This is a genomic window from Nocardia colli (genome assembly GCF_008704205.1).
Taxonomy (GTDB): domain Bacteria; phylum Actinomycetota; class Actinomycetes; order Mycobacteriales; family Mycobacteriaceae; genus Nocardia; species Nocardia colli.
Window position 1 is genome coordinate 188279 of record NZ_VXLC01000021.1, and the last position, 24076, is coordinate 212354.

Sequence of the window (24076 nt, forward strand, 5' to 3'; positions counted from 1 at the left end):
GTCATCACGGTAGGCGGCATCATGATCGACGTCTCGATGTCGATCAGCGGTGAGGATTTCTGATGTCAAGTGGTCGCTATGGATACGACCGGCTGCCCCCGATCCGGGACCGCCTGGTCGAGATCGACGAAGCGATCGCCGAGCTCAGCCAGACGCACATTCGCAGTGCCGTGATCGTCACGGAGAACTCGGTCCCGCTCGGCTACACCGTGCCCGCCTTCGCCATGGTCGATGACGCCTGCCAGCGGGTCACGCTCGACGACATCGTCGCGCACGGCCCGGCTGTGCTGATCTTCTACCGCGGCGCCTGGTCGCAGCGCTGCACCGAATCCTTGCGCCGATACGAGCGGGAACTCCTGCCCGAACTGTCCCGGCGCGGCGTGAATCTGGTCGCGATCAGTCCCCAACTCCCCGACGGATCGCAGTACACCAGGGTGTTGAACAACTTGACCTTCCCGCTGCTGACCGACGCGGGCAACGTGATCGCCCGCACGCTCGGCATCGCCCACTTCGCGGACCCGAAGACCATGGACGCGATCGAGCTGGCCGGCTACGCGGTCGGCAGTCGCAATTCCGACGGCGAGTGGGAGCTCCCCCATCCCACGACGCTCATCCTCGACCAGCAGCGCTCAGTGCGCTTCATCGATGTCCGCATCGAGGGCCTGCCGCCCACCCACCCCAAAGACATTCTGGCCGAACTGCATTCGTGACCTGGCCGGGCCAGGTCACGAACACGCTCGGTTACCAGTCGGCTTCGGTGTACTTGATGATGCCGCGAATGTTCTTGCCGTCCAGCATGTCCTGGTAGCCCTGGTTGATTTCCTCGAGCGCGTAGGTGCGGGTCACCATATCGTCGAGGTTGAGCTGACCGGCCTTGTACAGGCGGAGCAGGTTCGGGGCGTCCTGGCGGGCGTTGCCGCCGCCGAAGATGGTGCCCTTCACCGTCTTCTGCAACATGGACAGCAGGAAGCTGTTCATCTTGACGTCGCCGGCGTCCATCCGGCCCATCGAGGTGACCACGAGCGTGCCCGCCTTGGCGGTCAGGATCAGGCCCTCTTCGACGTAGTCGCCGTGCATTTCGCCCATGGTGAGGATGACCTTCTCGGCCATCCGGCCCTCGGTCGCCTCCAGCAGCGGCATGATCGCCGCGGCCATGCTCTCGTAGGTGTGCGTGGCGCCGAACTTCTGCGCCTGCTCGCGCTTCCACGGATTCGGGTCGATGGCAACGACTTTCGACGCGCCGGAGAGCACCGCGCCCTGCAGCGCGCTCATGCCGACGCCGCCGATGCCCGCGATCACCACGGTCTCACCGGGCTCGACCTGCGCGACATGGGTGGCCGAGCCGAAGCCGGTGGGCACGCCACAGCCGACCAGGCAGGCGACCTCGAACGGGATGCTCGGGTCGATCTTCACGACCGAGGTGTGATGCACCGTCATGTACGGCGAGAACGTGCCAAGCAGGCACATCGGGATGACGTTCTCCCCGCGCGCCTGGATCCGGTAGGTGCCGTCGCTGATCGCCTGGCCCATCAGCAGGCCCGCGCCCAGGTCGCACAGCGCCATGTTGCCGCTCACGCAGGACGGACAGCGCCCGCACGCGGGAATGAACGACAGGATGACGTGGTCGCCCACGGCCAGGTCGGCGGGGCAGTTCGGCCCGAGCTTGGTGATCACGCCCGCGCCCTCGTGCCCGCCCATCACCGGGAACGCGGGCATCGGCGTCGCGCCGGTCACGATGTGATGATCCGAATGGCACATGCCGGCCGTTTCCAGCCGGATCTGCACCTCGCCGGAGACCGGATCGCCGACCTCGATCTCTTCTACCGACCATGGTTGGTCGATCCCCCACAGGATCGCGCCCTTCGTCTTCATTCCTGTCGACCCTCTCGCATGCACGTGCTTATATGTGACTGCACCCACACTAAGCCAAAAGTGGAACGCGTTCTAGTACCGAGTTGGAAATTGAGCGGTATCGGCACTCGAGGGTTCGGAACACGTTCTAGTCTTGGGCGCGAATATCAGCCACGCACGTCGTGCACGTGGTGGACCAGATCGTGGATGAAGTAGAGCGCGAACGAGTCGACGGTGAAGTCCGCGCCGTCGCTGCGCTCGCCACGCAGGCCGCGCCGATCGAGCGGGACGGACTCGAAGGCGCGCGCGATGGTCTCGGCCGCGCCGGCGAGTTCGGTAGCGACCCGCGCCGGGTCCTGCCGGTCGTAGCGGTCGGCCACGGCCGTCTCGTCTTGATCCCAGTTCGCGAAGCGCGGAACCGTGCCGTCCGGCGTGCCGCGCAGGATCTGCGCGAGGCGGTGATCGAAGAGGCGGCACACGTCGCGCACGTGCGCGCCGTACTCCAGCGGCGACCAGGTCGCGTCGTCCGGACGGACCCGGACATCGGGCCGGGCGAGCACCTCGGCGAACCGCGTCGCGGTGTCCCGGGTCAGCACCGGAACATCCGCGTAGCCGGTCGCGGCGGGGTCGAAACCGCAATCGGCACAGGCACGTTCGAGCACCCAGGTCCAGTTCTTCACATCAGGAACGATCGGCATGCGGCAAACCTAACCTGGCTGGATATCACCGGCCACGGATATTCAGCCAACTGTCGGCAACATTCCGACAAATCACTCCATCAGTCGGTGCGCGCGCTCGAACAACTCCAGCGTGATCGCGTGCAGGAAGTCGCCGACCTGCTTGGGCGCCTTGCCCGCGAAGGCGCGTGCATGCGTCCCCTCCAGCACGATGCCGAGCTTGAAACAGGCCAGCACGGTGTACCAGGGGACGGCGCTGAGGTCGCGATCGGAGAACTGCCCGTAGTGCGCCACCATCTCCTCCGGCGTCGGCAGCCCGCCCGCGGCGCCGAGCTTGCCGACCAGCGCCGCACCGGTGGTGCCCGGTTCCGGCCTGGTCGCGATCTGCCAGCCGAGGTCGAGCAGCGGATCGCCGATGGTGGACATCTCCCAGTCGACCATCGCCGCGACCTGCGGGCCGTCGTAGGCGAACATCATGTTCGCGAGATGGCAGTCGCCGTGCAGGATGCCGGGCGTCCACTGCGCGGGCCGATTGCGGTCCAGCCATTCGCCGGTCCGTTCGACGCCGGGGATCTGCGGGCCGGGGTAGCCCTCGTTGGCCGAGTACGACTCCAGCTCGCCGAGCCAGCGCGGGACCTGCCGCTCCAGGAAGCCGTCCGGCTTGCCGTAGTCGGCCAGGCCGAGGGCCTGATAATCGAGCGCGCCGAGCCGGGCGATGGCCTCGACCGCGGACAGGCCCATCGCCTTGCGCACGGCCGGATCGCCCGCGTGCAGCTCCGGCAGCTCGTTGGCCGGGTTGAAGCCGTCGATCGGCTCCATCAGATAGAAGACGGCGCCGATCACCGAGTCGTCGGGGCAGGCCGCGATCACCCGCGGCGCACGCACGTCGGTGCCGTTGATCGCGGCGAGCAGGCGGGCCTCGCGGCGGATCACGTCGTTGCTCTTGGCGCGCAGATGCTTCGGGCCGCGGCGCAGCACGTAGTCCGCGCCGCCGCGACCGAAGCGCAGCATGACGTTCTGCGTCCCGCCGCCGAGGGCGGTCACGTCCTCGAATTCCCCTGCGGGCAAGCCCTGCTCATCCATCCACTTGCCGACGAGGGCGAAATCGACGAGTGCCGGATCGACGCCGACTGGTTGCGCAACAGACATGTCCCACATTGTGCACCACCCGCCGAACCGAACTGAGGGCACTGGACAACAGTTGGGCCCAACCTGGGCGGCGTAGGGTTTCGAGCACCATGCGCACGTTGTTGATCGACAATTACGACTCGTTCACCTATAACCTGTATCAGCTGATCAGCGAGGTGAACGGCATCGAGCCGACTGTCGTGCGCAACGACGAGGCCGGCGAGCTGGAATTGGCCCGCTTCGACAACATCGTCATCTCCCCCGGACCCGGTCGGCCGGACGTCGCGCGCGATGCCGGCATCTCGGCCGCGGTGATCCGCGAGACGGCCCTGCCGCTGCTCGGCGTGTGCCTCGGGCACCAGGGCATCGTGGTCGCCGCGGGCGGGACCGTTTCCGTCGCGCCGGCCGCACGGCACGGCTACCTGGACCGGATCGAACACGACGATCGGGACCTGTTCGCGGGCCTGCCCCAGGGCTTCACCGCCGTGCGCTACCACTCGCTCGCGGCCGAGCAGCCGCTGCCGGACAGCCTGGAGGTCACCGCGACGGCCGCCGACGGCGTGATCATGGGGGTGCGGCATCGCACCCGGCCACAGTGGGGCGTGCAGTTCCACCCCGAGTCGATCGCCAGCGAGTGCGGCGCCGCGCTGCTGCGCAACTTTGCGAAACTCACTGCGGCACACCGGGCCCGGGCGACCGTCCGGGAGACCGCCACGCAGCGAGTGGATCCGGTGACCATGCGGCTGCGGCCCGTCACCGTCGCGCAATCGCGTTCCGCGGCAACCCAATCCACCACCTCGACGTTGACCCACGAGCAGTTCCCCGCCCTGGTCGAGCAATTCGGCGCGCTGGGCAGCGACCTGCTGACCGGTACCGCCCGGCCCGACATCCTGGATCGCTACGGCGGTGCGCCGCGGCATTGGCAGCTCCAGCACGCGGTGCTCGACCGCGCGATCGATACCGAGAGCGCGTTCGTGCGGCTGTATGGCAACTCCCCCACCGCTTTCTGGCTCGACAGCGAGCACGTCGAGCCGGGACTGGACCGGTTCTCGTTCCTGGGTGACGCGAGCGGACCGCTGGCCGAGGTGGTGCGTTACCGGGTCGGCACGGGCGAGGTGACCGTCGAATCGTCGGACGGGAATCGGCGCGTCGTCGCCGGCGGGATCCTGGATTATCTGGCCGCCGAGTTACGGCTGCGCCAGCTCGAACTGCCCGATCTGCCTTTCGATTTCGCGGGCGGGTACGTCGGCTACCTGGGGTACGAGGTGAAGGCCGACTGCGGCGGGCCGTCCGCCCATCGGGCGCCGACCCCGGACGCGCAATGGATCTTCGCCGACCGGATCGTGGTGGTCGATCACGTCGGCGGCCGCACTCATCTACTGTCCCTGACGGATTCGACGGCGGACTCGCTGCGCGCGGGCGCCGACTGGCTGCGCGACACCGGCGAAACCCTGGAAACCCTTCCCACCTGGGCGAATCCACCGACCCTGGAGATGCCGTCGGACGGCGAGGCGGTCGAGCCGCTGCTGACCCGCGGCCGGGAACGCTATCTCGCCGACATCGCGATCTGCCGGGAACGGCTGCTGGCCGGGGAATCCTACGAAATCTGCCTCACCGACAGCGTGACCGTGCCCGCCGCCGAGGACGGCGGCCTCGACTTCTATCGCACACTGCGGCGCTGCAACCCGGCCCCCTACGCGGCCTTCCTGCGCTTCGACGACCTCGAAATCGCCTGCTCCTCACCGGAACGCTTCCTGAAGGTCGACCGGAGCCGCACGGTGGAGAGCAAGCCGATCAAGGGCACCGCCGCGCGCGGCGGCACGCCCGCCGAGGACGAACGGCTGGCCCGCGAACTGGCCGACAGCCCGAAGACCAGGGCCGAGAACCTGATGATCGTCGACCTGCTGCGCAACGATCTCGGCCGGGTCTGCGAGATCGGCAGCGTGCACGTGCCGAAGCTGATGGCCATCGAGTCGTACATGACCATGCACCAGCTGGTGTCCACCGTGCGCGGCACGCTGCGCCCCGGCGTCGGCGTGATCGACTGCCTGCGTGCGTGTTTCCCCGGCGGCTCGATGACCGGCGCGCCGAAGTTGCGCACCATGGAGATCATCGACGAGCTGGAGACCGAGGCGCGCGGCATCTACTCGGGCACCATCGGCTTCCTCGGGCTCGGCGGCACCGCCGATCTCAACATCGTCATCCGCACCGCCGTGCGCTACGCCGGGCGCTGGCGGATCGGCGCGGGCGGGGCGATCGTGCTCGACTCCGACGCCGAGGACGAGTACCACGAGATGGTGCTCAAGGCCGCCGCCACATTGCGGGCGGCGACGGACCGCGTCGCTCGCTGACCCCGGCGAATCCGGCCGTTATGCGGCACGGCCCGCCGAGTGGAGGGGTCGGCGGATTCGGCGTGTCGGTGGGTCGTGGCATAGTTCGGTCACGATGAAACTCAGCAAAGGCGCCAACGCAGCGGTACCGACATCCCTTCTTGCCGTGGTTGTTTCGTGGCGGTCGGACCACACGGTGGACGCGCATGCCCTCTTGCTGGGCGAGTCCGGGACGGTGCGCACGGATCGCGATCTGGTCTTCTACAACGCCCCGCGCCACGTTTCCCAGGCGGTGATCCTCGATCAGGAGCCCGCGCCGCGGACCGCCCGGCTCAGCGTGTCGCTGCCGCGCACCGAGGCGGACGTGGACCGGATCGTGATCACCGGCTCGGTCGACGACGGGACCTTCGGCGATATCACCGGCTTGTCGCTCACCATCCACGATGCGCACGGCCCGATGGCCGGGTTCGCCATCGAGGACGCCGATCCGGTCACCGCGCTGATGTTCGGTGAGTTCTATCGGCGCGACGGACAGTGGCGATTCCGGGCCATCGCGCAGGGGTGGTCCACCGGATTGCCCGGTCTGGTCACCGAATTCGGGGTCAGCGTCGACGAGCAGCCGCGCGCGCAGCATCCGGCGAATCCGTTCGGCGGGCGGCCGACACAACCCCCGACGCTGGAGCGCCTGCCCGTCGACGACGGTGCAATCGACCAGAGCGCCGTGACGAATCCGCGGCTGCGGCAAACAGATCTGATCGACCACCGCCCCCACCAGCGACCGATCGATCTCGGCCGCCGCCTCGCCGACCCGGTGCCGCCACCGCCCCCACCGCCGAATCCCGAGCTGGCCGACTGGCATTCGGACCCGGAGAACCCGGCCCGCCTGCGCTGGTGGGACGGCACCGAATGGACCAGCGCCACCCACCACCGGCAGCAGCCGCGCGACCGGCACTGTGACCGATGCGGAAACCTCCGGCGCCGCAAGCTGTTCGGCGGTCTGGCCCCGTGCGAGTCGTGTGCGCTGGAGATCGAGGAGTTCCTGACCCACTGGCACACCCAGGCCTGGCGGGTGCTCACCGTGCACGGGCCGCGCGGCCCCGAATGGGCCTCGCTGTGGGCGTCGTTGCGGTATCAGCGAATCGACGAGAACGTGGGCCGGGCGGCGCTGCGCGACGGGGCGCTCAGCTATGTGGAGCGGTTGGTCACGTTCACCTTCGCCGACGGCGAGGTCGAGCAGGCCGAGCTGGCCGCCTTCGAGCACGCCGTCGCCGAACTGGCGCTGGACGGTCCGCTGATCGAAGACCTGCGCCGGCGAATGCATCGCGGCCGCACCCTGTCCCGGCTGCGCGCCGGCGATCTACCGGTGGTGCGGACACCGGGCCTGCATCTGGATCCCGAGGAGAAGGTGCACCTCGATCTGCCCGCGGTACACGTCCGGCAACTGGCCCGCGGGCCGCGGCTCACCGAGGGCCGGTTGATCGTCAGCAACAAGAAGCTGCGCTTCGTCGGCGACGGCACGGGCACCGAATTGCCATGGTCGCGTGTCGTTTCCGTGCACACCGAGCAGAACACGGTGGTGCTCGCGGCCACCTCGGCGCGCGGCGGCGCCAGCTTCACCGTCAGCGACCCGGACTACGTCGCCGCCGCGCTGGAGGGCGCGCTTCGAGTGGCCAAGCGGCTGATCCTCACGCCGGGCCAGCTCGACACCCGCAGCATCCCGCAGGAGGTGAAAGCCGAAGTGTGGCAACGCGACGGCGGCAAATGCGTCGAATGCGGCGACAGCCACTACCTGGAGTTCGACCACATCATCCCGCTCAGCCGCGGCGGCGCGACCAGCGCGACGAACCTGCAAATCCTGTGCCGCGCGTGCAACCGCGCGAAGGGCGCGCGGATCTGACCCGGGTCTACTCGATCAGCAGGCCCGCGGTGTGACCGAGGTCGACCAGCATCGCGTCGAACAGGATCTCCGGGTTCGACAGCGGAACCGGGTAGTTGCCGAAGACCTCCAGCGTGACGTGCCCGTACAACCGCGCCCACATCTGGATCATCAGGTACATCACCCCCAGATCGAGCTTCTCCGCCGGGAACTTCTGCCCGGTCTCCGACAGCGCCGCGAGCAGCTCGGTCTGGAAGTGCACGAGGTCTTCGCGCAGCTCCGGCGGGATGACGTCGGTGGGCGGGGTGACGATGTCGTAGTTGGCCAGCAGCCGGCCCGCGGCGGCGAGGAAGATCCGGCCGAAGGGTTCGTCGAATCGGCGCAGCGCGCGGGCCTCGCCGCCGCCGGGCGAGGCGAACACCAGGGTGAATTCCCTGGTGTGCGCCAGCGCCCAGCGGCGAAAGCCCTTGCAGATGGCGAAGAACTGGACCACGCCGTCGTCCGGCAGCGTCGCGATCTCGGCGGACAACTCGTCGGCGAGGTCGGCACAGAACTCCAGGCGCAGCCGTTCCAACAGGTCGTCCAGCGACCCGTAATAGCGGTACAGCGCGGGTGCGGTGATGCCGAGCTCGCGCGCGATCGCGCGCAGGCTCACGGCTGCTTGTCCATGGTCGACTAGCAGCGTCCTGGCCACCCGCCGGATCTCAGCGTCGGTCACGATCGGCGAGCGGCCCCGGGGTTTGGGGTTACTCATCCTGTGATTCAAGCGTATTCGACATCCCACCGCTTGATGCCGTTCAACCAGCCGGAACGCAACCGCACCGGTTCGGCGACCTGGCGCAGGTTCGGCATGGCGTCGGCGATGGCGTTGAACATCAGATCGATCTGCAACCGGGCCAGGTTCGCGCCGACGCAGTAGTGCGTGCCGGTGCCGCCGAAGCCGACGTGCGGGTTGGGGTTGCGCAGCACGTCGAAGCTGAACGGATCCTGGAACGCTTCCTCGTCGAAGTTGGCCGAGCCGTAGAACAGCCCGATCCGCTGGCCCTTCTTGATCTGCTGGCCGCCGAGCTCGAGGTCCTGGGTCGCGGTGCGCTGGAAGGCATTCACCGGGGTGGCCCAGCGGACGATCTCGTCGGGCGCGGTGCGCGGGCGCTGCTCCTTGTACAGCTCCCACTGCTCGGGGTTGTCCACGAAGGCCTTCATGCCGTGGGTGATCGAGTTGCGGGTGGTCTCGTTGCCGGCCACCGAGAGCAGGATGACGAAGAAGGCGAATTCGTCGGAGGCCAGGCCCTCGCCGTCGATGTCGGCGTTGACCAGCTGGGTGACGATGTCGTCGGCCGGGCACTTGCGCCGGTCCTCGGCCATGTTCCAGGCGTAGCCCATCACCTCGGCGGTGGCCACCTGGTGATCGCCCTCGAATTCCGGATCGTCGTAGGAGATCATCTGGTTGGACCAGTCGAAGATCTTCTTGCGATCCTCCTGCGGGATGCCGATCAGCTCGGCGATCGCCTGCAACGGCAGTTCGCAGGCGACCTGCTCGACGAAGTCGCCGCTGCCGTTCTTCTTCGCCTCGTGCACGATCTTTGCCGCCCGCTCGGTGAGCGCGGCGCGCAGGCTCTCGATCGCGCGCGGGGTGAAGCCCTTGGAGATGATCCGGCGGACCTTGGTGTGCTTGGGCGGATCGAGGTTGATCAGCAGCATGTCGCTGAGCATGCCGATCTGCTCCGGGGTGACCTCCTCGTTGAACCGGATGATCGACCCGTTCTCGTGCGAGGAGAACAGCTCCGGGTGCTTGGAGATCTCTTTGATGTGGTCGAGCTTGGACACGACCCAGTAGCCGCCGTCGTCGAAGCCGCTGGCCCGGCCGGATTGGGCGCACCACCAGACGGGGGCGGTGCGGCGCAGCTCGGCGAACTCCTGCACGGGCAGTCGGCTGGCGAGCACGTCGGGGTCGGTGAAGTCGAATCCTGCGGGAATCGCGGGCGTGGTCACGGTCACGGGGCTATCTCCTACCGGTCTGGACTGCAGACCTCACAACATTGTGTGGAACACGTTCCAGAAACGATGGAACCACAGAACCGGGGTCGGTGAACAGTGTTTAGTAAAACCCGTTTACTTGATTCCGCTCGATGGACGTCCGCGTGCCCAGCCCCGTCCGGCTGGGCGCGCGGGTGCCCGGCTCACCCGAGTTTGCCGAAGAATACGCGCAGGTCGTCGACTACCGCCTGCGGATCTTCCATCGATAGGAAATGCCCGCCGCGACCGAGTTCAGTCCAGTGCACGATGTGGTGATCGCGTTCGGCCCAGCGGCGGATGGGCACGTCATGGGCGGAGACCAGCACACCGGTCGGCACAGTCGAGCGCGTCGCCCAGTCGGGGTTGCCATCCGCCGCTTCGACACCCCAGTTGCCTTCGGATTTGCTCAGTTGCTTCCTCGGCCGAACTCCAGTCGTTCGCCGAGATCTCCTCGTAGTAGATCTGCGCCGCCGAACCCGCGGTCCCGGTCAGTCAGTACAGCGACACCTCGAGCAGTATCCGATCGCGATCGATGCTGTCCTCGGGCAGACCGTCCATCTCCCCTTCGATCCCCATCGGGAAGGTAAGCAGCCCGTTGACGTGCACGCCGACGACCCGCTCCGTGTCCTGCTTGCCCACCTGCGGCGCGACCCACGCCCCGGTGTCGTACCCGTGCACTCCGTATCGGTCGTACCCGAGCCTGGCCATCACTTGACTCAGTGCCCTAGCCATTTTCGCCGCGCTCATGCCCGGTCCGGCCAGCGGAACCGAGAAGCCGAAGCCGGGCAGCGACGGAATCACCAGGTGGAAAGCGTCGTCCGGATCGCCGCCGTGTGCACCCGGGTCCGACAGCGGGCCGATCACGTCGAGGAAGTCGGCGACTCCGCCCGGCCAGCCGTGCAGAAGCAGCAGCGGTGTCGCGTCCGGTTCGGGCGAGCGCACGTGCAGGAAGTGGATGTTCTGGCCGTCCACATCGGTGACGAACTGCGGGTGTGCGTTGAGCCGGGATTCCTGTGCCCGCCAATCGAATCCGGACCGCCAGTAGTCGGCGAGCCCCTTCAGGTAGTCGACCGGAACGCCACGGCTCCAGCCGACCTCGGGCAGCTCTGTGGGCCAGCGGGTGTTCGCCAGTCGCGCGTGCAGGTCATCGAGTTCGGCCTGCGGGATGTCGATGTGGAATTCCACCCCGAGCGAAACCCGAGTCGTCCGGAATCGCGCTCCTTCGCCGAAAGATGGGCATGTAATGGTGTGGAGTACCCGCACCTGTTCGGGAGGTTCCATGCCCAGTATGTACGAGCACGTCGGCGGCGCCGAGGTGCTGCATCGCGTCGAGGCGGCGTTCTATGACAAGGCGCTCGCCGACCCGGTGCTGAAGACCCTGTTCACCGAGCGGCGGCCGGATCATGTCGACCATCTCACCTGGTTCACCTCCGAATCATTCGGCGGACCTGAGCAATTCAGCCGTGAGCTGGGTTTCGATCACCTCATCGCGGTGCACCGCGGCCTGGCCATCACCGACGAACAACGGGAACGCTTCGTCGCGGCGTACCTGGAAAGTTTCGAGGAGGCCGGACTTTTCGAGAACCCGGACTTCCGCCAGGCGGTTTTCGAACACGTCGCGTTCGGAGCGAAAGTAGCCCAGCAGAACTCGCACGCGACAACTGACGCGGAACTACATCCGATCCGTGAAGTGCCGCACTGGACGTGGGCGGGCGACTGACCTCAGGACACCGGCGTCAGCGGCGGTGGTTGCCAACGTCCCTGGATCGCTTCGTCTTTCGGTGCGTACAGCCGCATGGTGAGGGAGAACTGTCCGGACTCCGGGATGGGCAGCCAATTGCCCGGCGGCACGGCCGGACCGGGGTCGGCGTGCTGGACCGCGAGATCGACGGATCCGTCGGGGTTGGGCACCACCGGCACTTGATGGCCGATCGCATAGATCCCCGCCGGGTTGGGCATCAGATAGCTGTCGGCGTCGTAGGCGGTCAGTGACCAGAAGGCGTCGACCGGCGGCAACTGCCCCGCCGGGAAGTGCAGCCGGAACCTCCCGGTGCTGCCGTTGGCGCCTGCCGTCGCGAACAACGTCGGATAGATCGCGTCCTGAGGCAGGTTGGCGCCCAACCCTTTCCACGCGACGCCGGCCCGTTGCAGATAGTTGGTGCCGTAGGCGCCGATGGCGGGATCGAAGGTCCAGCCGTTCTCGTTCACCGACTTCGGATCGAGGTAGACCGGAATCTGTTGCCGCGCAGTGCTGACCGCGGAGCCGAGCTCGCGATCGGAGAGCCCGGCGAGCTTGCCGCCCGGCGTCAGGCCGATCGTGGCGAAACGTTTCATCGCGGCCGCGTCGTCGGGGGCGGGCGGGTTGATCGTCAGCAGCGCGGACATCCGGTCGAAGAAGGCCCGCGCGTCCAGGTCGGCGACCTGCTTGGCCGGTGGCGTCGAATCAGCTTGCGGCGCAGGTGGAGTAGGCGACACCGGTCGACCCGCGGTCCAGTCGCTCAGCGGTACCAGCTGCAACTGCCGCTGGAGCGCGTGCACCGCGGGCAGGTCGTCCGCGCCGTTTACCTGGATCCGGCCGAGCAGCCACACCGTCGGCGTCGGCATAGGCAACGCGGTGACATCCTCGGGCAGCGTGCCGGACCAGCCGGGCCCGACGATCGCGTAGGTGAACGGAGCGCCCGACTTCGCTTGCGGCCGAACGCTGCTCGGGTTGTGCACGGTGTTCGACCACGCGTCGAGCAGCTGCATCAACCAGTACCGTCCGCCGTCCATGGCCGGTACCTGCAACACCATCGGCTCGGCGCGCAGATCGAGCCACGCGGACGAATACAGCGTATCCAGGTTGAGCCGCACCACATCCCGGCGCGCGGGCGTCGGCAGCGCCGCGGCGTGCTGGAACCGATTGGCCGGGGCGCTCGCCTCGGCGGCCGCCCTGGTGACGTCCATCAGCACCAGCGGAAAGCCGAAGATGTAGGCGTCCTTGGCGATCGACTCGGTGCTGCTGAGCGCCGCGGTGGTGGGCGAGGCCGATGTCTCGTCGGCATCGCCGCACGCCGTCAACCCGAGCGCGGACGCCGCCGCGGTTGCCGCCAAGCCGAACATGGTCCGGCGCGACACTCCGCCGTCGGTCTCGCTCATAGGTCTTTCTCCTGCTTCCGATCCGATCGGACATTGCGAGAGATCCGCGCAGGAGTATAGCCAAACGTTTGCCGCGTACGGCTCAGGTGCCCAGTACGGCGTTCATGATGGTGCCCGCGCTGGTCGCGATGACGCCGCCGATCATGGCTCCGGCGATCATCTTCGGCGATTGCAGCGCGCCACCCTGCCACTTCTCCCAGGCGAACTTGCCGCCGGCGAAGATGATCGCGAGGATTCCCGAGAGCAGCGCGAACCAGGTGAGGTAGCGGACCATCTGTAACAGCTTGTCCGACAACGGCGGCGCTTCCGGGGTCGGGTTGCTCACCTGCGCCAACGTCGTGAAGCTGTCCCCGATCGACGTCAAAATGATGCTCACCGTCTGCTCCCTACGCTTCACTACAACTTCACCGCCGCCGAGCTGCCACGCGAAAGTTGTTCAACCACCGATGAATTCGATCTTGGATGAGGATACTGGCACGCGGACTGCCGCGTGACCGCCGTGTGCATAACCACACGGCTCCTGCGCAATCGCCCCCAAGCGGTAGTAAGCGACACCCGCCGACGGACCGGCGGCGCGCGGCGACCGGGTCATCGAGCACCCCGCCCCACCCATCATCCCGACGGATGGCAACCCCGGCAAGGGCACAGCGACACCGAACTTCACTGCGCTGCACCGACCCGACTGCATTGCAGCGAACAAACCGATACCATCGCAGTCAGCGAATCTTGCCCTGTCCCGAATCCAGAATGAGCTGACCACGATGATCCTGCTCGCCGTGCACGACACACTGCTTGCTCAGATCGGCAACCCCAGCCCCGAGGCTCCGCCGATCTCGGACAAGTTCCTCCAACTGGTCCGCTACTTCACCTGGTTCGTCCTCTTGGCGGGCATCACCGCCATCATCTACGCGGGCGGCAAGTTCGCGTGGGAGAAGTGGACCGGCGGCGGACTCGACTCCCCGAAGATGGTGGCGGGAGCCATGATCGGCGGTGTCGTCGCCACCAGCGCGGGCACCATCATGAACGCCGTCATCGGCTGACCTACCCGAATTCGCTGGTCAACGCGCGCGAAACGGCCGCAGCGGTAGCTGACCGCCGCGGCCGTGCGTCGAACTACCGGTCCGCGAGCCAACTTCCGTGGAACCCGAACGGGACACGGCGTGGAAGGTGGATCGTGGCGACCGATTCGGCGGCCACGTCGTCGGCATTCAGGATGGTCAGATCGCTGCGGTCGGTCTCCGCGTTGTAGACGTAGGTCATGAGATAGCCGGGGCCGCCCGGGTTCTGGTCGGCAGGGGCGAAAGCAGCCTCGCCGGGGATCTTGCCGGGGCCGAACTCGTGCGCGGTCTGACCGCCCGTATGCAGGTCATAGCGGATAAGGGCACCGGAATCGCCGGACACCGCGGCATGTCCGAAACGGGAATTCAGGCCGACCAGGCGATCGTCCACCCGCGGGAACTCGGCGTTGCGATCGTCCAGCTGATCCTCGGTGACGGTGCCGGCGGTGAGATCGATGGTCCAGCGCCACAGGGTCGACTTGTCGAAGCCGTCCGACGTTCCGCGCCACAACTCCGGGTAGCGCATCACGTACAGCACGATCTTGCCCGGTTCGTCATAGGCGTTGAGCGAGTGGAAGACGTAGCAGGGGTCGATCGGGAACCAGCGGACCTCGCCGAACGGGTCGTCACGCCGCAGCACGCCGAGTCGGGCCTGGTAGTCGTCGCTCCAGCGGAACGGCATGCCGTCGCCGGCGGCCGCGCTGGCCAGGTCGAAAACGACCGGCAGATCCATGAATACGACATGCTCGGCGGTCAGGTTGAAGTCGTGCTGCATCGTCGCGGCCGGCACATCGATGGGACGGCTGAGCAGCAGGTTGCCGTCGGCGTCGGCGCGGTGGTAGGTCAGGAAGGGCTCGCCGACCACCTCGTAGCCGAAGAAGTGCAGTTCGCCGGTGACCGGGCAGGTCTTGGGGTGCGCGGTCATCGCGGTGCGCAGCTTGCCGTCGAAATCGTAAGGGCCGACGGTGTCCAGCTCGCGGGTCAATTCGTAGGGGTAGGACGTTTCGACCAACGCCAGGGTGCGTCCCGCGTGCCGGATGACGTGGGTGTTGGCGACGCCGGCGGTGAAGGTCCGCTCGCCGGTTTCGCCGTAACTGCGGGCCCCGTCGGTGAAGGTCGAGGTGCGGACCCAGCGATTGCGGTAGGAGACCGCGCGGCCGTTCTCGATCCGCACCCCGTGCACCATGCCGTCGCCGGCGAACCAGTGCCGGGCGGCCGCGGCGTGCGGGTTGGGGCCGTTGCGCAGGTACCAGCCGGTGAGCTCGGGCGGGATCTGGCCGGTGACCGGGAGGTCGTGCGCGGTCAGTTCCTCGGTGACGGGGGCGAAGTTGCCGGCGAGATAGGGGGCTGAAGTGGTCATGGGAGACAACCGATCTGGTCAGGCTTCGGCGCCGGCCGGCGCCTTGGACTGGATGTAGGCGACGTAGCGGATGGTGAAGACCACCGGGATCACGAAGGCCAGGACCTGCGCGATGGTCCGCAGGGTCGAGTCGGCGTGCGCGAGCACGGTCAGCACGACGCAGCCGATGGTGAAGCTCGCGGCCCAGACCGAGGTGAGCACGTAGGCGGTCCGGATGAACACCGGATTGTCCCAAAGCTCTTTCGGGGCGGACTGTTTCGCGATACCGAGGGTGAACGGCTTACGCACGGCCAGCGAGAAGAGCGCGATCAGGGCGAGCACACCCGAGGACAACGCGGGGCTGTAGGGATGCAGGGCGGTGTTCGGATCGGCGAAGGCGAGCACGGTCAGCGCCGCGAAGAAGACCAGCGATCCGAGGTCGATCATCAGGGCGTCGAGGGTACGGCCGGCCCGGAGTTGACGGGTCACCTCGACCACCGACAGCAGCAGCGCGATCAACGCGGCCCACTGCCAATGCGCGGCCGGAATGATCGCGTAGACGATCCAGGGGGCGAAAGTGCGCAGGTACGACATGTCCGAAGCTCCTCGACTCGCGTTACCGCGACGTTCCAGTTGTGACATGTCAAAACTAGAGTCTCCGAGTTCGACCTGTCAATAGTGGAATGTAGAGTGAGGGGCATGAGTCTCCGGTACGCCATGCTCGGACTGCTGGCCGACCGCCCGGCCAGCGGATACGACCTGCTGCAGCGGTTCAAGTTCTCGCTGGCCAATGTCTGGTCCGCGACACAGAGCCAGATCTATACCGAGCTGGGCAAGCTCGCCGAGGCCGACCTGATCGCCGTGTCCGACGAAGGCCCGCGCGGCCGTAAGGAATACACGATCACCGAGGCCGGCCTCACGGAGCTGCGACACTGGCTCACCGACACCAGGCCGAAACGGGTGATCCGCAACGAGACGCTGCTGCGCGTCTTCTTCCTCGGCGTGGTGTCGCAGGCGCAGGCCGCCGACTATCTGGACGGCATCGCGAACACATCCGGCAAGGGGCACAAGGAACTACTCGCACTCAAAGAGACCATCGACTGGGACGACAACGACTTCTCCCGGTACGGCCGCATCGCGATGGAGTGGGGCGAACGCTTCTACGCGATGAACGAAGAGTGGGCCAGGTGGGCGATGGAGCAGCTCCCCGAGGACTGAAATCCGTTGCGGCTCAGCGCAGGATGCCTGCGGCCTTGGCGGCTCGCAGCCAGTCCGGGAATTCCCCGAGCAGGCGGGCGTACAGCTCGCCGTCGTCGACCCGATCGATGTCGTCGAGTGCGAAAAAGCCCGCGTTGTCGACGATTCGGTCGGTCATCTCGTCGAGCGAGCGCAGCAGGCCGTAATTGGCCCGGCCGAGTCCGATGAACTGCCAGAAGGCGGGCAGGTGCGAGGCCTCGCGCATGAGCGCGGCGATCTCGCGCTTGTTCGCGAAGCCGCCATCGGTGAAGAACAGGATCAGCGTCGGACCGTCGCCGGGGCGCAGCGACGCCATGATGTCGCGCATGATCGGCAATTCGTCGTTGCGGCCGCCGATTCGGGTGTAGTCGATGCCCGCGTGGGTGCCACTGAGATGCAGAAAGGTCTGCGCCCATTCGTCGCTGCGCTCCACGGTGATGTCGGGCAGCTTGGCGAACGAGAGGGCATAGAGGTACGCCTCGAGTGCGCCGTTGTCGTCCAATTGGGTTGCCACCGGGACCATCCGCTGCACCACGCGATGCACCACCTGGTTGCGATACTGCTTGAGCATGCTGCCGGTCTTGTCGATCACCAGCACCACGCGGGCACGAATTCCGAAGGCGTCCTTGCTGATCAGCACCTTGGCGACGGCGCGCTTGCGCAAGTCCAGTTTCTCCCGCTTCTCGAACGAGAGCGCGGCCTCGCCGGGGACGGTGCGCACCTGGAGATCCGATCCGGACGGCATCGAGACAGGCTGCGGTGCCGCAGTTTCGGGCGTATCGTCCACGCGCACACCATGATCGGTGACCAGATCGGCGAATCCGCCGGCGTATCCCTGCCCCACCGCCCGCACTTTCCACTCGGCACCCCGCCGGTACAACTCGAGTGCAATCACCACGGACTCACTGCCGAGACCCTCGATCCGGTACTCGTACAACGCATTTCCGGACGCATCGGCCACCGTAGCCACCGGCGCGGCGAACCGGCCGAACGTAACGCCCGGATCATCCAACGTGACCACCGCCCGCAACTGCGCGATCTCCGTCGGCACTTCAGCGAACGAAACCTCCAGCACCCCAGACCGCAGCACAACCCCGGGAGCCTCGGGCTGATTGAAGAACACGAAGTCGGCATCCGAGCGCACCGTGCCCGCCGCGGTCACCAGCAACGCCGACACATCGACCGCCGCCGCGCTGCGCACCGACACCACCACCCGCGGCTGCGCCAGCGCCCCGTTCTGCCCTTTGACCAGTGCAGCACCCACCGCGACTCCCTATTCCGGACCTACGAACGTACAGGTTAGGGCAGTCCCTACCCGAGCGCCGAGGGATCCGGCCGCCAGCCGGTCGTGCGACTCAGGTCACAGCCCTTGCGTTCGGAACAGTTGTAACTACACAATAGTTGTGTGATTACAACCGTTCCGGAGATGACCGCGCGGCGTAAAACGCTCGTGCTGGCCACCTGTTGCCTCAGCCTGCTGATCGTCTCGATGGACTCGACGATCGTGAATGTGGCGATACCCGCGATCCAGACCGATCTGGACGCGCCGCTGTCCCGGTTGCAGTGGATCGTCGACGTCTACACGCTCACGCTGGCCAGCCTGTTGATGCTGGCGGGGGCCACCGCGGACCGGTTCGGGCGGCGGCGGGTGTTCCGGATCGGGCTGGTCACCTTCGCGATCGGGTCGCTGCTGTGCAGCCTCGCGCCGTCCATCGAGATCTTGATCGGCGCCCGGTTCTTGCAGGCGATCGGCGGCTCGATGCTCAATCCGGTGGCGATGTCGATCATCACCACGGTGTTCACCGGACGGATGGAACGCGCCCGCGCGATCGGTGTCTGGGGTGCGGTGGTCGGCATCTCGATGGCTCTCGGGCCGACGGTCGGCGGCGTGCTGATCGATGCGCTCGGCTGGCCGTCGGTGTTCTGGATCAACCTGCCGATCTGCCTGATCGCGCTGGTGTTCACCGTGCTGTTCGTGCCGGAGTCGAAGTCGGCGACGTTCCGCGGCATCGACCCGATCGGGCAGGTGCTCGCGGTGGTGTTCCTGTTCACCACGGTGTTCGGGCTGATCGAACGGATGCCGCTGATCTTCGTGGTCTCGGCGCTCGCGCTGGCCGCGTTCGTCTACTACGAGTCGCGCCGTGTGGATCCCTTCATCGATCTGCGGTTCTTCCGCAGCGTGCCGTTCGCCTCGGCGACGGTGATCGCCATCTTCTCCTTCGCCGCGCTCGGCGCGTTCCTGTTCAGCTGCTCGCTGTATCTGCAGAACGTGCGGCACTACACGGCGGTGCACACGGGTCTGCTGTATCTGGCGATGGCCGTCGCCGTGGTGATCGTCTCGCCGCTGTCCGGTCGCCTGGTCGGCCGGGTCGGGACCAAGCCGTCGCTGATCGGCGCGGGCATGATGATGACGCTGGCCGCCGTCCTGCTCACCACACTCGACGCGCATACCCCGGTGTGGGCACTGGTGATCATGTTCGCGCTCTTCGGGATCGGATTCGGCGCGGTGAACGCGCCGATCACCACCACCGCGGTCAGCGGGATGCCGCTGGATCGGGCGGGCGCCGCGTCGGCGGTGGCCTCGACCAGCCGCCAGGTCGGTGTCAGCATCGGTGTCGCGCTGTGCGGCGCGCTGGCCGGCGCGGGACTGTGGTGGGTGATCGCGGTGTTCACCGCGGGCGTCGCCATACTCGGCGTAGTCGCGAACACGCCGTGGGCCAAGCGGTCCAGTGACCGCGTCGCCCCGCTACTGGAACAGAAAGTGCCCGTTCATGCCGCATGACAATCCCACCCCCGACGAGGTGTGGGCCCTGCTCACCCGCATCGTGATGTATTCGCGCGACCCGTGGCGGCGGGCCGCGAGCGAGCGGGCCGGGGTGTCGTTCAGCCGGATCCGGGTGCTGCGCCGGCTGCGGACCGGGCCGATGACGGTCAAACAGCTGGCGCACGCCGCGGCCATGGACGCCCCGGCGGCCACGGTCGCGGTGAACGATCTCGAGGAACAGGGTTACGTCGTCCGGGAGATCGATCCCACCAACCGGCGGCAAAAGCTGGTGTCCATCACCGATGCGGGTCGCGCGGTGCTCGCCAAGGCGCTGGCGACCCCGGATCCCGCGCCGGAATCGGTCACCGCGTTGTCCGCCGACGAACTGCGCGCGCTACGCGACATCCTCAGCCGGATCGAGCACTGAAAACATTCAGGCGCTGACGAATTCGCGATCACCGTACTGAACACCGGCCGCATCCCAGGTACCGCCGAGACCCGCGACGAAGTGTTGCGCCAACACCATATCGGCGACATCGGCCACGAGAATCAACGTGCCGGCCTCGGTGACCGAACCGCCGACGAGCCGTTCGCGAGCCACCGGATCGGCGACCAGCGAGTCCCGGAACCGCTGCACGTCGACCCCGGCGACGGTGACCGTAAAGGCATCCACCCCAGGCGAATTCGCGGCGAGCCGCTGGAAGGTCAGCACCGATTCCTGCTGATACCGGGTACGTACCTGGTCGGCGATCTGCCGGAGCTCGGCGCTGTCGACACAGGCGAGATGGAACTCGCGGGACCGCTCATAGGTCGCCTGCTGCCGCTCGTCCGACCAGAACACGCCGCTGACCAACGTCGAGCCGACGGGTAATCCGATGTGCTGCACCGCGATTGCGTCGACGGACAGTTCGAACCCGTCCAGCCGGTTACGCAGTCGCTCATCCTGCGGGTCGGTGATGGTCGCGGTGTTGTCGGTGGCGAACAGTTCCGCGGTGGGCTGCAACGGATTTCCCGCCGCACACGCCGCCGGTCCGGCCGCGGCCGGCCCCACTCCCCCGAGCAATCCCGCACTGACGAACACCGACGCAACGACTGCCACCATCCGTGCCGCGATCATTCCGATCCTCCCGAGTCGCTGATCAACGCGATAGACCACAGCACCCTATCGCCGGACTCGGCGAACTCGCGACGTTTTTTACGCACGCCCCCGGACATGGACGAGCGGGTGGCGCCCGGTAGGGCGCACACCCGCTCGACAGCAGTCGACCGAACTATCGGTCAGTTGCGGAAGGCATCCTTGATCTTCTCGCCTGCATCCTTGAGGTTGGACTTGACCTGGTCGGCCTTGCCCTCGTTCTTCAGGCCCTGGTCGTCGGTGGCGTCACCGAACTTCTCCTTCGCCTGGCCGGCGAGATCCTCAGCCTTGTTCTTGGCCTTGTCAGCTGTGCTCACTTGTCTAACCCCTTCCGAATCGGGTTCGACCGACCTGCCTTTTTCGGGCCAGTCGAGTGCCGGATAACCGGCTCGCGCCGTCGCAAACACCCGCGGGTCAGTTCCGGTACCGCCGGCATTCCGCACGCAGCCCTCCGAGCTGGGGATACGGCGTGGAGTTCGAGGTGAAAATCCCTCGAGTCCAACCGTGTGGCCCCCCGGGTCCGCGACCGGACCCGGAGGAATCATGGCCCGCGTATCTCGCGGCGACCGCGTCCAGCACGCGGCCTCGCGTCCGCTACCCACCACCGCGCAGCTGTACGACACCACCGAGTTCGCCGAGCTGGGCGATCGGCTGGTTCGACAATTGTTCGATACCGGCCTGCGCCTGGACACGATCCGCATGGCCTTCGACCAAGACGGGTTGACCACGGCGGAGCTCGACGAACACCGTGGCGCCATCGTCGACATCCTCACCCGCCTCGATTCGATGATCCGCACGACCGGCCTGGCGATGCTCGACTTGACCGCGACCGCACCCATGGGTGAACTACGCAGCAGGCGACGGCGATAAGACCCCCGGCCACGCCGCGCCGGACCGCAGCCGTCACTGGGCGGGTAACCGCCACCGCGTTACGCTGACCTCGTGCATCTCACGGCTGGTCGGTTCGACCATGACCACGAATGATCAATACGCCGTCGTCGCCATAGCCTCGTCGGCGGGCGGTATCACCGCACTGTTCAAAGTTCTCGGCGATCTCCCGGCCGCGCTGCCGGTCCCCGTCCTCATCGTTCAGCACCTCGATCCGCGCCACAAGACCGTGCTGGCCGAATTGCTCTCGCGCCGAACCGAATTGCAGGTAAAGCTGGCCGAGTCGGGCGACGTCGTCCAGCCGGGCGTCGTGTACATCGCGCCACCGAACTACCACCTGCTGGTGGAGCCGCGCGGCATCCTCGCGCTGTCCGGCAGTGAGCTCGTCCACTTCGTCCGGCCCTCGGCCGACCTGCTGTTCGAATCGGTGGCCGGCGCATACGGTTCACGCGCGATCGCTTGCGTGCTGAGCGGCACAGGGCGCGACGGCGCCAGTGGAGTCAGCGCAGTAAAGTCACGAGGCGGCACGGTAGTCGTGCAAGATCCCGACAACGCGGAATTCAACGGCATGCCGCACGCGGCTGTGGCGACCGGCAGCGCGGATCTTGTTGTGCCACTTGACGAGATCGCCGACGTAATCCGAGGCCTGGTAATAGAGAGCGCATTATGACCGAGTCGAACGAGGAGATCATGGCGGCACCGGGTGAAGACATCGACACCGGCAGCCCGGCACTCGAGGATCTGCTGCTGTTCATACGCGATTCGCGTGGCTTCGATTTCACCGGCTACAAGCGCACGTCGCTGACCCGGCGTATCCGCAAGCGGATGCAGGAGGTTCAGGTCGCCGACTACCTCGACTACCGCGATCTGCTGGAAAGCAACGCGGATGAATTCCGCAACCTGTTCAACACCATCCTGATCAATGTCACCAGCTTCTTCCGCGACCTGGAGGCCTGGCAATACCTTCAGCGCGAGGTGCTGCCGGAACTGATCGCGAATACCTTGCCGGACAGTGAGATCCGGATCTGGAGTGCGGGCTGTTCGAGCGGCCAGGAAACCTATTCGCTGGCAATCGCTTTCGCCGAGGTGCTCGGCCTCGAGGAGTGCACGAAACGGGTCAAGCTCTACGGCACCGATGTCGACGAGGAGGCCCTGCGCGAGGCACGCTCCGGCATCTATCCGGCGAAGGCGCTCGGTCATCTGTCCGAGGAGCTCCGGGACCGGTATTTCGAGCCGATCGGCGACCGGTTCGCGTTCCGCTCGGACCTGCGCCGCCGGGTGATCTTCGGCAGGCACGACATCACCCGCGACGCGCCCATCTCCCGGCTCGATCTGCTGGTGTGCCGAAACACGTTGATGTACTTCAATGCCGAGACGCAGTCGCACATCCTGGACCGATTCCGGTTCGCGCTGCGCGAGGGTGGCTTCCTCGTCCTCGGCAAGGCGGAACTGCTGCTCTCCGAGGGTGGGCGGTTCTCGGTGACGAGCATGCGCCAGCGCGTCTTCCGGCGCCGGGCCGGCGAGGCCAGGCCGCCGCGCCAGCCGCTCCCGGCGCGAATCGATGTCGACCTCGGCCAGGAGGTGCAGGGTTTGGTCCGGAAACGCCAACTCGGTGAGCTCGCCTTGGAGGCCGCTCCGTTCGGGGTGATCGGCCTGGACACCGAGGGCAAGGTCGCCATCCTCAACCACCAGATGCGCACACTGTTCGGCCTGACGCCACAGGACATCGGCAGGCCGCTGAGCGAACTGGAGATCTCCTATCGGCCCGTCGAATTACGCTCGCTGATCGAGCAGGCAGTGGCCGAGCGCCGCAGCATCAGAGTCAACGCGGCGGAACGTCAACTCGGCTTGGATGAACCCCAGTATTTCGACGTGGATGTCCAACCGCAATGGGGCAGCGAAGGCTCGGACGTCGGGGTCGTGGTCAGCTTCATCGATACGACGGTGTCCACGCGGCTCTCGCTCGAAGTAAAAGGCAAAAGAGAGGAACTCGAGACAGCGTACGAGGAGCTCCAATCGACCAACGAAGAATTGGAGACAACCAACGAAGAACTCCAATCAAGCATCGAGGAATTGGAGACCACCAACGAAGAACTCCAATCGACCAACGAAGAACTCGAAACCACCAACGAAGAACTCCAGTCCACCAACGAAGAGCTGGAGACGATGAACGATGAAATGCGGATTCGCACCGATGAATTGAACGAGACCCGCACCTTCCTCGAGGGCGTCCTGTCCAGTGTCGCGGCCGGCGTGGTCGTGCTCGATGAGCAGTTGCGGGTCCGCAGTTGGAACCGCGGCGCCGAGGAGATGTGGGGCCTGCGCTTCGATGAGGTGCATCGGCAAGGGTTCATGGCACTGGATTTCGGGCTGCGCGCCCAGTCACTGCACGAATCCATCCAGTCCTGCCTCAACACAGGACGCCGCAGCGCGCCGGTGGAGATCCCGGCGGTCAACCGCATCGGACGGTCGATCGTCTGCGCGGTGACCTGCTCACCGCTGGACGGCACACGGGAGGGCGTGGTCTTGCTCATGGAAGAAGTTCAGTCGGCAACTAATTCGATACAGGGTCATTGACTCATTTACCGGCGCAAGCCGGTAGGCTCGACAGCGTGCGGTCACCCTCGGACGCTCACCAGG

Annotated in this window: 25 protein-coding genes; 11 read left to right on the forward strand and 14 right to left on the reverse strand. The window is 66.7% G+C overall.

The features are described 5' to 3' along the window. Positions 1-62: 62 nt before the first annotated feature. Positions 63-710 carry a peroxiredoxin-like family protein gene (locus F3087_RS34745; protein WP_150406350.1) on the forward strand — a complete coding sequence of 216 codons (648 nt, stop codon included), beginning with the start codon at positions 63-65 and terminating at the stop codon, positions 708-710. Between the two features lie 31 nt (positions 711-741). Here F3087_RS34745 and F3087_RS34750 read toward each other — a convergent pair whose 3' ends face one another. The 3 genes from F3087_RS34750 to F3087_RS34760 all read right to left on the reverse strand — a co-directional run bounded on the left by F3087_RS34750 (position 742) and on the right by F3087_RS34760 (position 3677). After that, positions 742-1872 (reverse strand): NDMA-dependent alcohol dehydrogenase, encoded by a 1131-nt coding sequence (locus F3087_RS34750; protein WP_150406351.1) that lies wholly within the window; start codon positions 1870-1872, stop codon positions 742-744. Positions 1873-2018: 146 nt separating this feature from the next. Then, positions 2019-2549 (reverse strand): DinB family protein, encoded by a 531-nt coding sequence (locus tag F3087_RS34755; protein WP_150406352.1) that lies wholly within the window; start codon positions 2547-2549, stop codon positions 2019-2021. 72 nt (positions 2550-2621) lie between these two features. After that, complete coding sequence (locus F3087_RS34760; RefSeq protein ID WP_378717398.1) at positions 2622-3677, reverse strand: phosphotransferase family protein; 1056 nt, start codon at positions 3675-3677, stop codon at positions 2622-2624. An 89-nt stretch (positions 3678-3766) separates the two neighbouring features. On the opposite strand from F3087_RS34760, the gene pabB reads away from it, so the two are divergent. Then, entirely contained in the window at positions 3767-6007 is a 2241-nt protein-coding gene (gene pabB / locus F3087_RS34765) for an aminodeoxychorismate synthase component I (RefSeq protein ID WP_150406354.1), read from the forward strand. A gap of 94 nt (positions 6008-6101) precedes the next feature. Further along, complete coding sequence (locus tag F3087_RS34770) at positions 6102-7883, forward strand: TerD family protein (RefSeq protein ID WP_150406355.1); 1782 nt, start codon at positions 6102-6104, stop codon at positions 7881-7883. Positions 7884-7890: 7 nt separating this feature from the next. Here F3087_RS34770 and F3087_RS34775 read toward each other — a convergent pair whose 3' ends face one another. The 4 genes from F3087_RS34775 to F3087_RS46895 form a co-directional block, all read right to left on the reverse strand. After that, the gene (locus F3087_RS34775) at positions 7891-8616 is read right to left on the reverse strand and encodes a TetR/AcrR family transcriptional regulator (RefSeq protein WP_150406356.1); all 726 of its coding nucleotides are present in this window, start codon (positions 8614-8616) and stop codon (positions 7891-7893) included. 8 nt (positions 8617-8624) lie between these two features. After that, on the reverse strand, positions 8625-9854 hold the full coding sequence (locus F3087_RS34780; RefSeq protein ID WP_150406421.1) for a cytochrome P450: 1230 nt from the start codon (positions 9852-9854) through the stop codon (positions 8625-8627). A 188-nt stretch (positions 9855-10042) separates the two neighbouring features. After that, positions 10043-10216, reverse strand: a complete 174-nt coding sequence (locus F3087_RS46890; protein ID WP_223885570.1) for a hypothetical protein — start codon at positions 10214-10216, stop codon at positions 10043-10045. Between the two features lie 154 nt (positions 10217-10370). Next, positions 10371-11063 (reverse strand): epoxide hydrolase family protein, encoded by a 693-nt coding sequence (locus F3087_RS46895; protein WP_223885571.1) that lies wholly within the window; start codon positions 11061-11063, stop codon positions 10371-10373. 94 nt (positions 11064-11157) lie between these two features. Between F3087_RS46895 and F3087_RS34790 the strand changes: the two genes are divergently transcribed. Beyond that, positions 11158-11598 carry a globin domain-containing protein gene (locus F3087_RS34790; RefSeq protein WP_150406357.1) on the forward strand — a complete coding sequence of 147 codons (441 nt, stop codon included), beginning with the start codon at positions 11158-11160 and terminating at the stop codon, positions 11596-11598. A 2-nt stretch (positions 11599-11600) separates the two neighbouring features. Here F3087_RS34790 and F3087_RS34795 read toward each other — a convergent pair whose 3' ends face one another. Both F3087_RS34795 and F3087_RS34800 read right to left on the reverse strand, forming a co-directional pair. Beyond that, positions 11601-13016, reverse strand: coding sequence for a DUF1254 domain-containing protein (locus tag F3087_RS34795; RefSeq protein ID WP_150406358.1), 1416 nt, complete (start codon positions 13014-13016; stop codon positions 11601-11603). An 82-nt stretch (positions 13017-13098) separates the two neighbouring features. Then, complete coding sequence (locus F3087_RS34800) at positions 13099-13392, reverse strand: hypothetical protein (RefSeq protein WP_150406359.1); 294 nt, start codon at positions 13390-13392, stop codon at positions 13099-13101. A 385-nt stretch (positions 13393-13777) separates the two neighbouring features. On the opposite strand from F3087_RS34800, the gene F3087_RS34805 reads away from it, so the two are divergent. Continuing rightward, positions 13778-14056 (forward strand): hypothetical protein, encoded by a 279-nt coding sequence (locus tag F3087_RS34805; protein WP_150406360.1) that lies wholly within the window; start codon positions 13778-13780, stop codon positions 14054-14056. Positions 14057-14129: 73 nt separating this feature from the next. Here the strand turns inward: F3087_RS34805 and F3087_RS34810 are convergent, their stop codons facing one another. Continuing rightward, positions 14130-15434, reverse strand: a complete 1305-nt coding sequence (locus F3087_RS34810; protein WP_150406361.1) for a carotenoid oxygenase family protein — start codon at positions 15432-15434, stop codon at positions 14130-14132. 18 nt (positions 15435-15452) lie between these two features. Next, complete coding sequence (locus F3087_RS34815) at positions 15453-16007, reverse strand: DUF3159 domain-containing protein (protein ID WP_150406362.1); 555 nt, start codon at positions 16005-16007, stop codon at positions 15453-15455. 105 nt (positions 16008-16112) lie between these two features. On the opposite strand from F3087_RS34815, the gene F3087_RS34820 reads away from it, so the two are divergent. Further along, on the forward strand, positions 16113-16631 hold the full coding sequence (locus F3087_RS34820; RefSeq protein WP_150406363.1) for a PadR family transcriptional regulator: 519 nt from the start codon (positions 16113-16115) through the stop codon (positions 16629-16631). Between the two features lie 13 nt (positions 16632-16644). Here the strand turns inward: F3087_RS34820 and F3087_RS34825 are convergent, their stop codons facing one another. Next, complete coding sequence (locus F3087_RS34825; protein ID WP_150406364.1) at positions 16645-17913, reverse strand: vWA domain-containing protein; 1269 nt, start codon at positions 17911-17913, stop codon at positions 16645-16647. A gap of 141 nt (positions 17914-18054) precedes the next feature. Between F3087_RS34825 and F3087_RS34830 the strand changes: the two genes are divergently transcribed. Continuing rightward, a complete protein-coding gene (locus F3087_RS34830) occupies positions 18055-19431 on the forward strand; it encodes an MFS transporter (RefSeq protein WP_396897599.1) in 1377 nt (458 codons plus the stop codon). Beyond that, positions 19421-19840 (forward strand): MarR family winged helix-turn-helix transcriptional regulator, encoded by a 420-nt coding sequence (locus F3087_RS34835; RefSeq protein ID WP_150406365.1) that lies wholly within the window; start codon positions 19421-19423, stop codon positions 19838-19840. Before F3087_RS34830 ends, F3087_RS34835 begins: the two co-directional genes overlap by 11 nt. 6 nt (positions 19841-19846) lie before the next feature. Here F3087_RS34835 and F3087_RS34840 read toward each other — a convergent pair whose 3' ends face one another. Both F3087_RS34840 and F3087_RS34845 read right to left on the reverse strand, forming a co-directional pair. After that, a complete protein-coding gene (locus F3087_RS34840) occupies positions 19847-20530 on the reverse strand; it encodes a hypothetical protein (protein WP_150406366.1) in 684 nt (227 codons plus the stop codon). Positions 20531-20691: 161 nt separating this feature from the next. Beyond that, the gene (locus F3087_RS34845; RefSeq protein WP_150406367.1) at positions 20692-20865 is read right to left on the reverse strand and encodes a CsbD family protein; all 174 of its coding nucleotides are present in this window, start codon (positions 20863-20865) and stop codon (positions 20692-20694) included. A gap of 226 nt (positions 20866-21091) precedes the next feature. Between F3087_RS34845 and F3087_RS34850 the strand changes: the two genes are divergently transcribed. Genes F3087_RS34850 through F3087_RS34860 form a run of 3 tightly spaced genes read left to right on the forward strand, consistent with a single transcriptional unit; the run spans position 21092 to position 24013 of the window. Then, positions 21092-21418, forward strand: a complete 327-nt coding sequence (locus F3087_RS34850) for a hypothetical protein (RefSeq protein ID WP_150406368.1) — start codon at positions 21092-21094, stop codon at positions 21416-21418. Then, positions 21390-22106 (forward strand): chemotaxis protein CheB, encoded by a 717-nt coding sequence (locus F3087_RS34855; RefSeq protein WP_223885572.1) that lies wholly within the window; start codon positions 21390-21392, stop codon positions 22104-22106. Before F3087_RS34850 ends, F3087_RS34855 begins: the two co-directional genes overlap by 29 nt. Continuing rightward, on the forward strand, positions 22103-24013 hold the full coding sequence (locus F3087_RS34860) for a CheR family methyltransferase (RefSeq protein WP_223885573.1): 1911 nt from the start codon (positions 22103-22105) through the stop codon (positions 24011-24013). Before F3087_RS34855 ends, F3087_RS34860 begins: the two co-directional genes overlap by 4 nt. Positions 24014-24076 lie beyond the last annotated feature (63 nt).

Excerpts from the sequence above, each read along its gene's own strand:
- F3087_RS34745 (WP_150406350.1), top strand. The coding sequence starts at position 63 with ATGTCAAGTGGTCGCTATGGATACGACCGGCTGCCCCCGATCCGGGAC.
- F3087_RS34750 (WP_150406351.1), bottom strand. The coding sequence starts at position 1,872 with ATGAAGACGAAGGGCGCGATCCTGTGGGGGATCGACCAACCATGGTCG.
- F3087_RS34755 (WP_150406352.1), bottom strand. The coding sequence starts at position 2,549 with ATGCCGATCGTTCCTGATGTGAAGAACTGGACCTGGGTGCTCGAACGT.
- F3087_RS34760 (WP_378717398.1), bottom strand. The coding sequence starts at position 3,677 with ATGTCTGTTGCGCAACCAGTCGGCGTCGATCCGGCACTCGTCGATTTC.
- pabB (WP_150406354.1), top strand. The coding sequence starts at position 3,767 with ATGCGCACGTTGTTGATCGACAATTACGACTCGTTCACCTATAACCTG.
- F3087_RS34770 (WP_150406355.1), top strand. The coding sequence starts at position 6,102 with ATGAAACTCAGCAAAGGCGCCAACGCAGCGGTACCGACATCCCTTCTT.
- F3087_RS34775 (WP_150406356.1), bottom strand. The coding sequence starts at position 8,616 with ATGAGTAACCCCAAACCCCGGGGCCGCTCGCCGATCGTGACCGACGCT.
- F3087_RS34790 (WP_150406357.1), top strand. The coding sequence starts at position 11,158 with ATGCCCAGTATGTACGAGCACGTCGGCGGCGCCGAGGTGCTGCATCGC.
- F3087_RS34795 (WP_150406358.1), bottom strand. The coding sequence starts at position 13,016 with ATGAGCGAGACCGACGGCGGAGTGTCGCGCCGGACCATGTTCGGCTTG.
- F3087_RS34805 (WP_150406360.1), top strand. The coding sequence starts at position 13,778 with ATGATCCTGCTCGCCGTGCACGACACACTGCTTGCTCAGATCGGCAAC.
- F3087_RS34810 (WP_150406361.1), bottom strand. The coding sequence starts at position 15,434 with ATGACCACTTCAGCCCCCTATCTCGCCGGCAACTTCGCCCCCGTCACC.
- F3087_RS34815 (WP_150406362.1), bottom strand. The coding sequence starts at position 16,007 with ATGTCGTACCTGCGCACTTTCGCCCCCTGGATCGTCTACGCGATCATT.
- F3087_RS34820 (WP_150406363.1), top strand. The coding sequence starts at position 16,113 with ATGAGTCTCCGGTACGCCATGCTCGGACTGCTGGCCGACCGCCCGGCC.
- F3087_RS34835 (WP_150406365.1), top strand. The coding sequence starts at position 19,421 with ATGCCGCATGACAATCCCACCCCCGACGAGGTGTGGGCCCTGCTCACC.
- F3087_RS34840 (WP_150406366.1), bottom strand. The coding sequence starts at position 20,530 with ATGATCGCGGCACGGATGGTGGCAGTCGTTGCGTCGGTGTTCGTCAGT.
- F3087_RS34850 (WP_150406368.1), top strand. The coding sequence starts at position 21,092 with ATGGCCCGCGTATCTCGCGGCGACCGCGTCCAGCACGCGGCCTCGCGT.
- F3087_RS34860 (WP_223885573.1), top strand. The coding sequence starts at position 22,103 with ATGACCGAGTCGAACGAGGAGATCATGGCGGCACCGGGTGAAGACATC.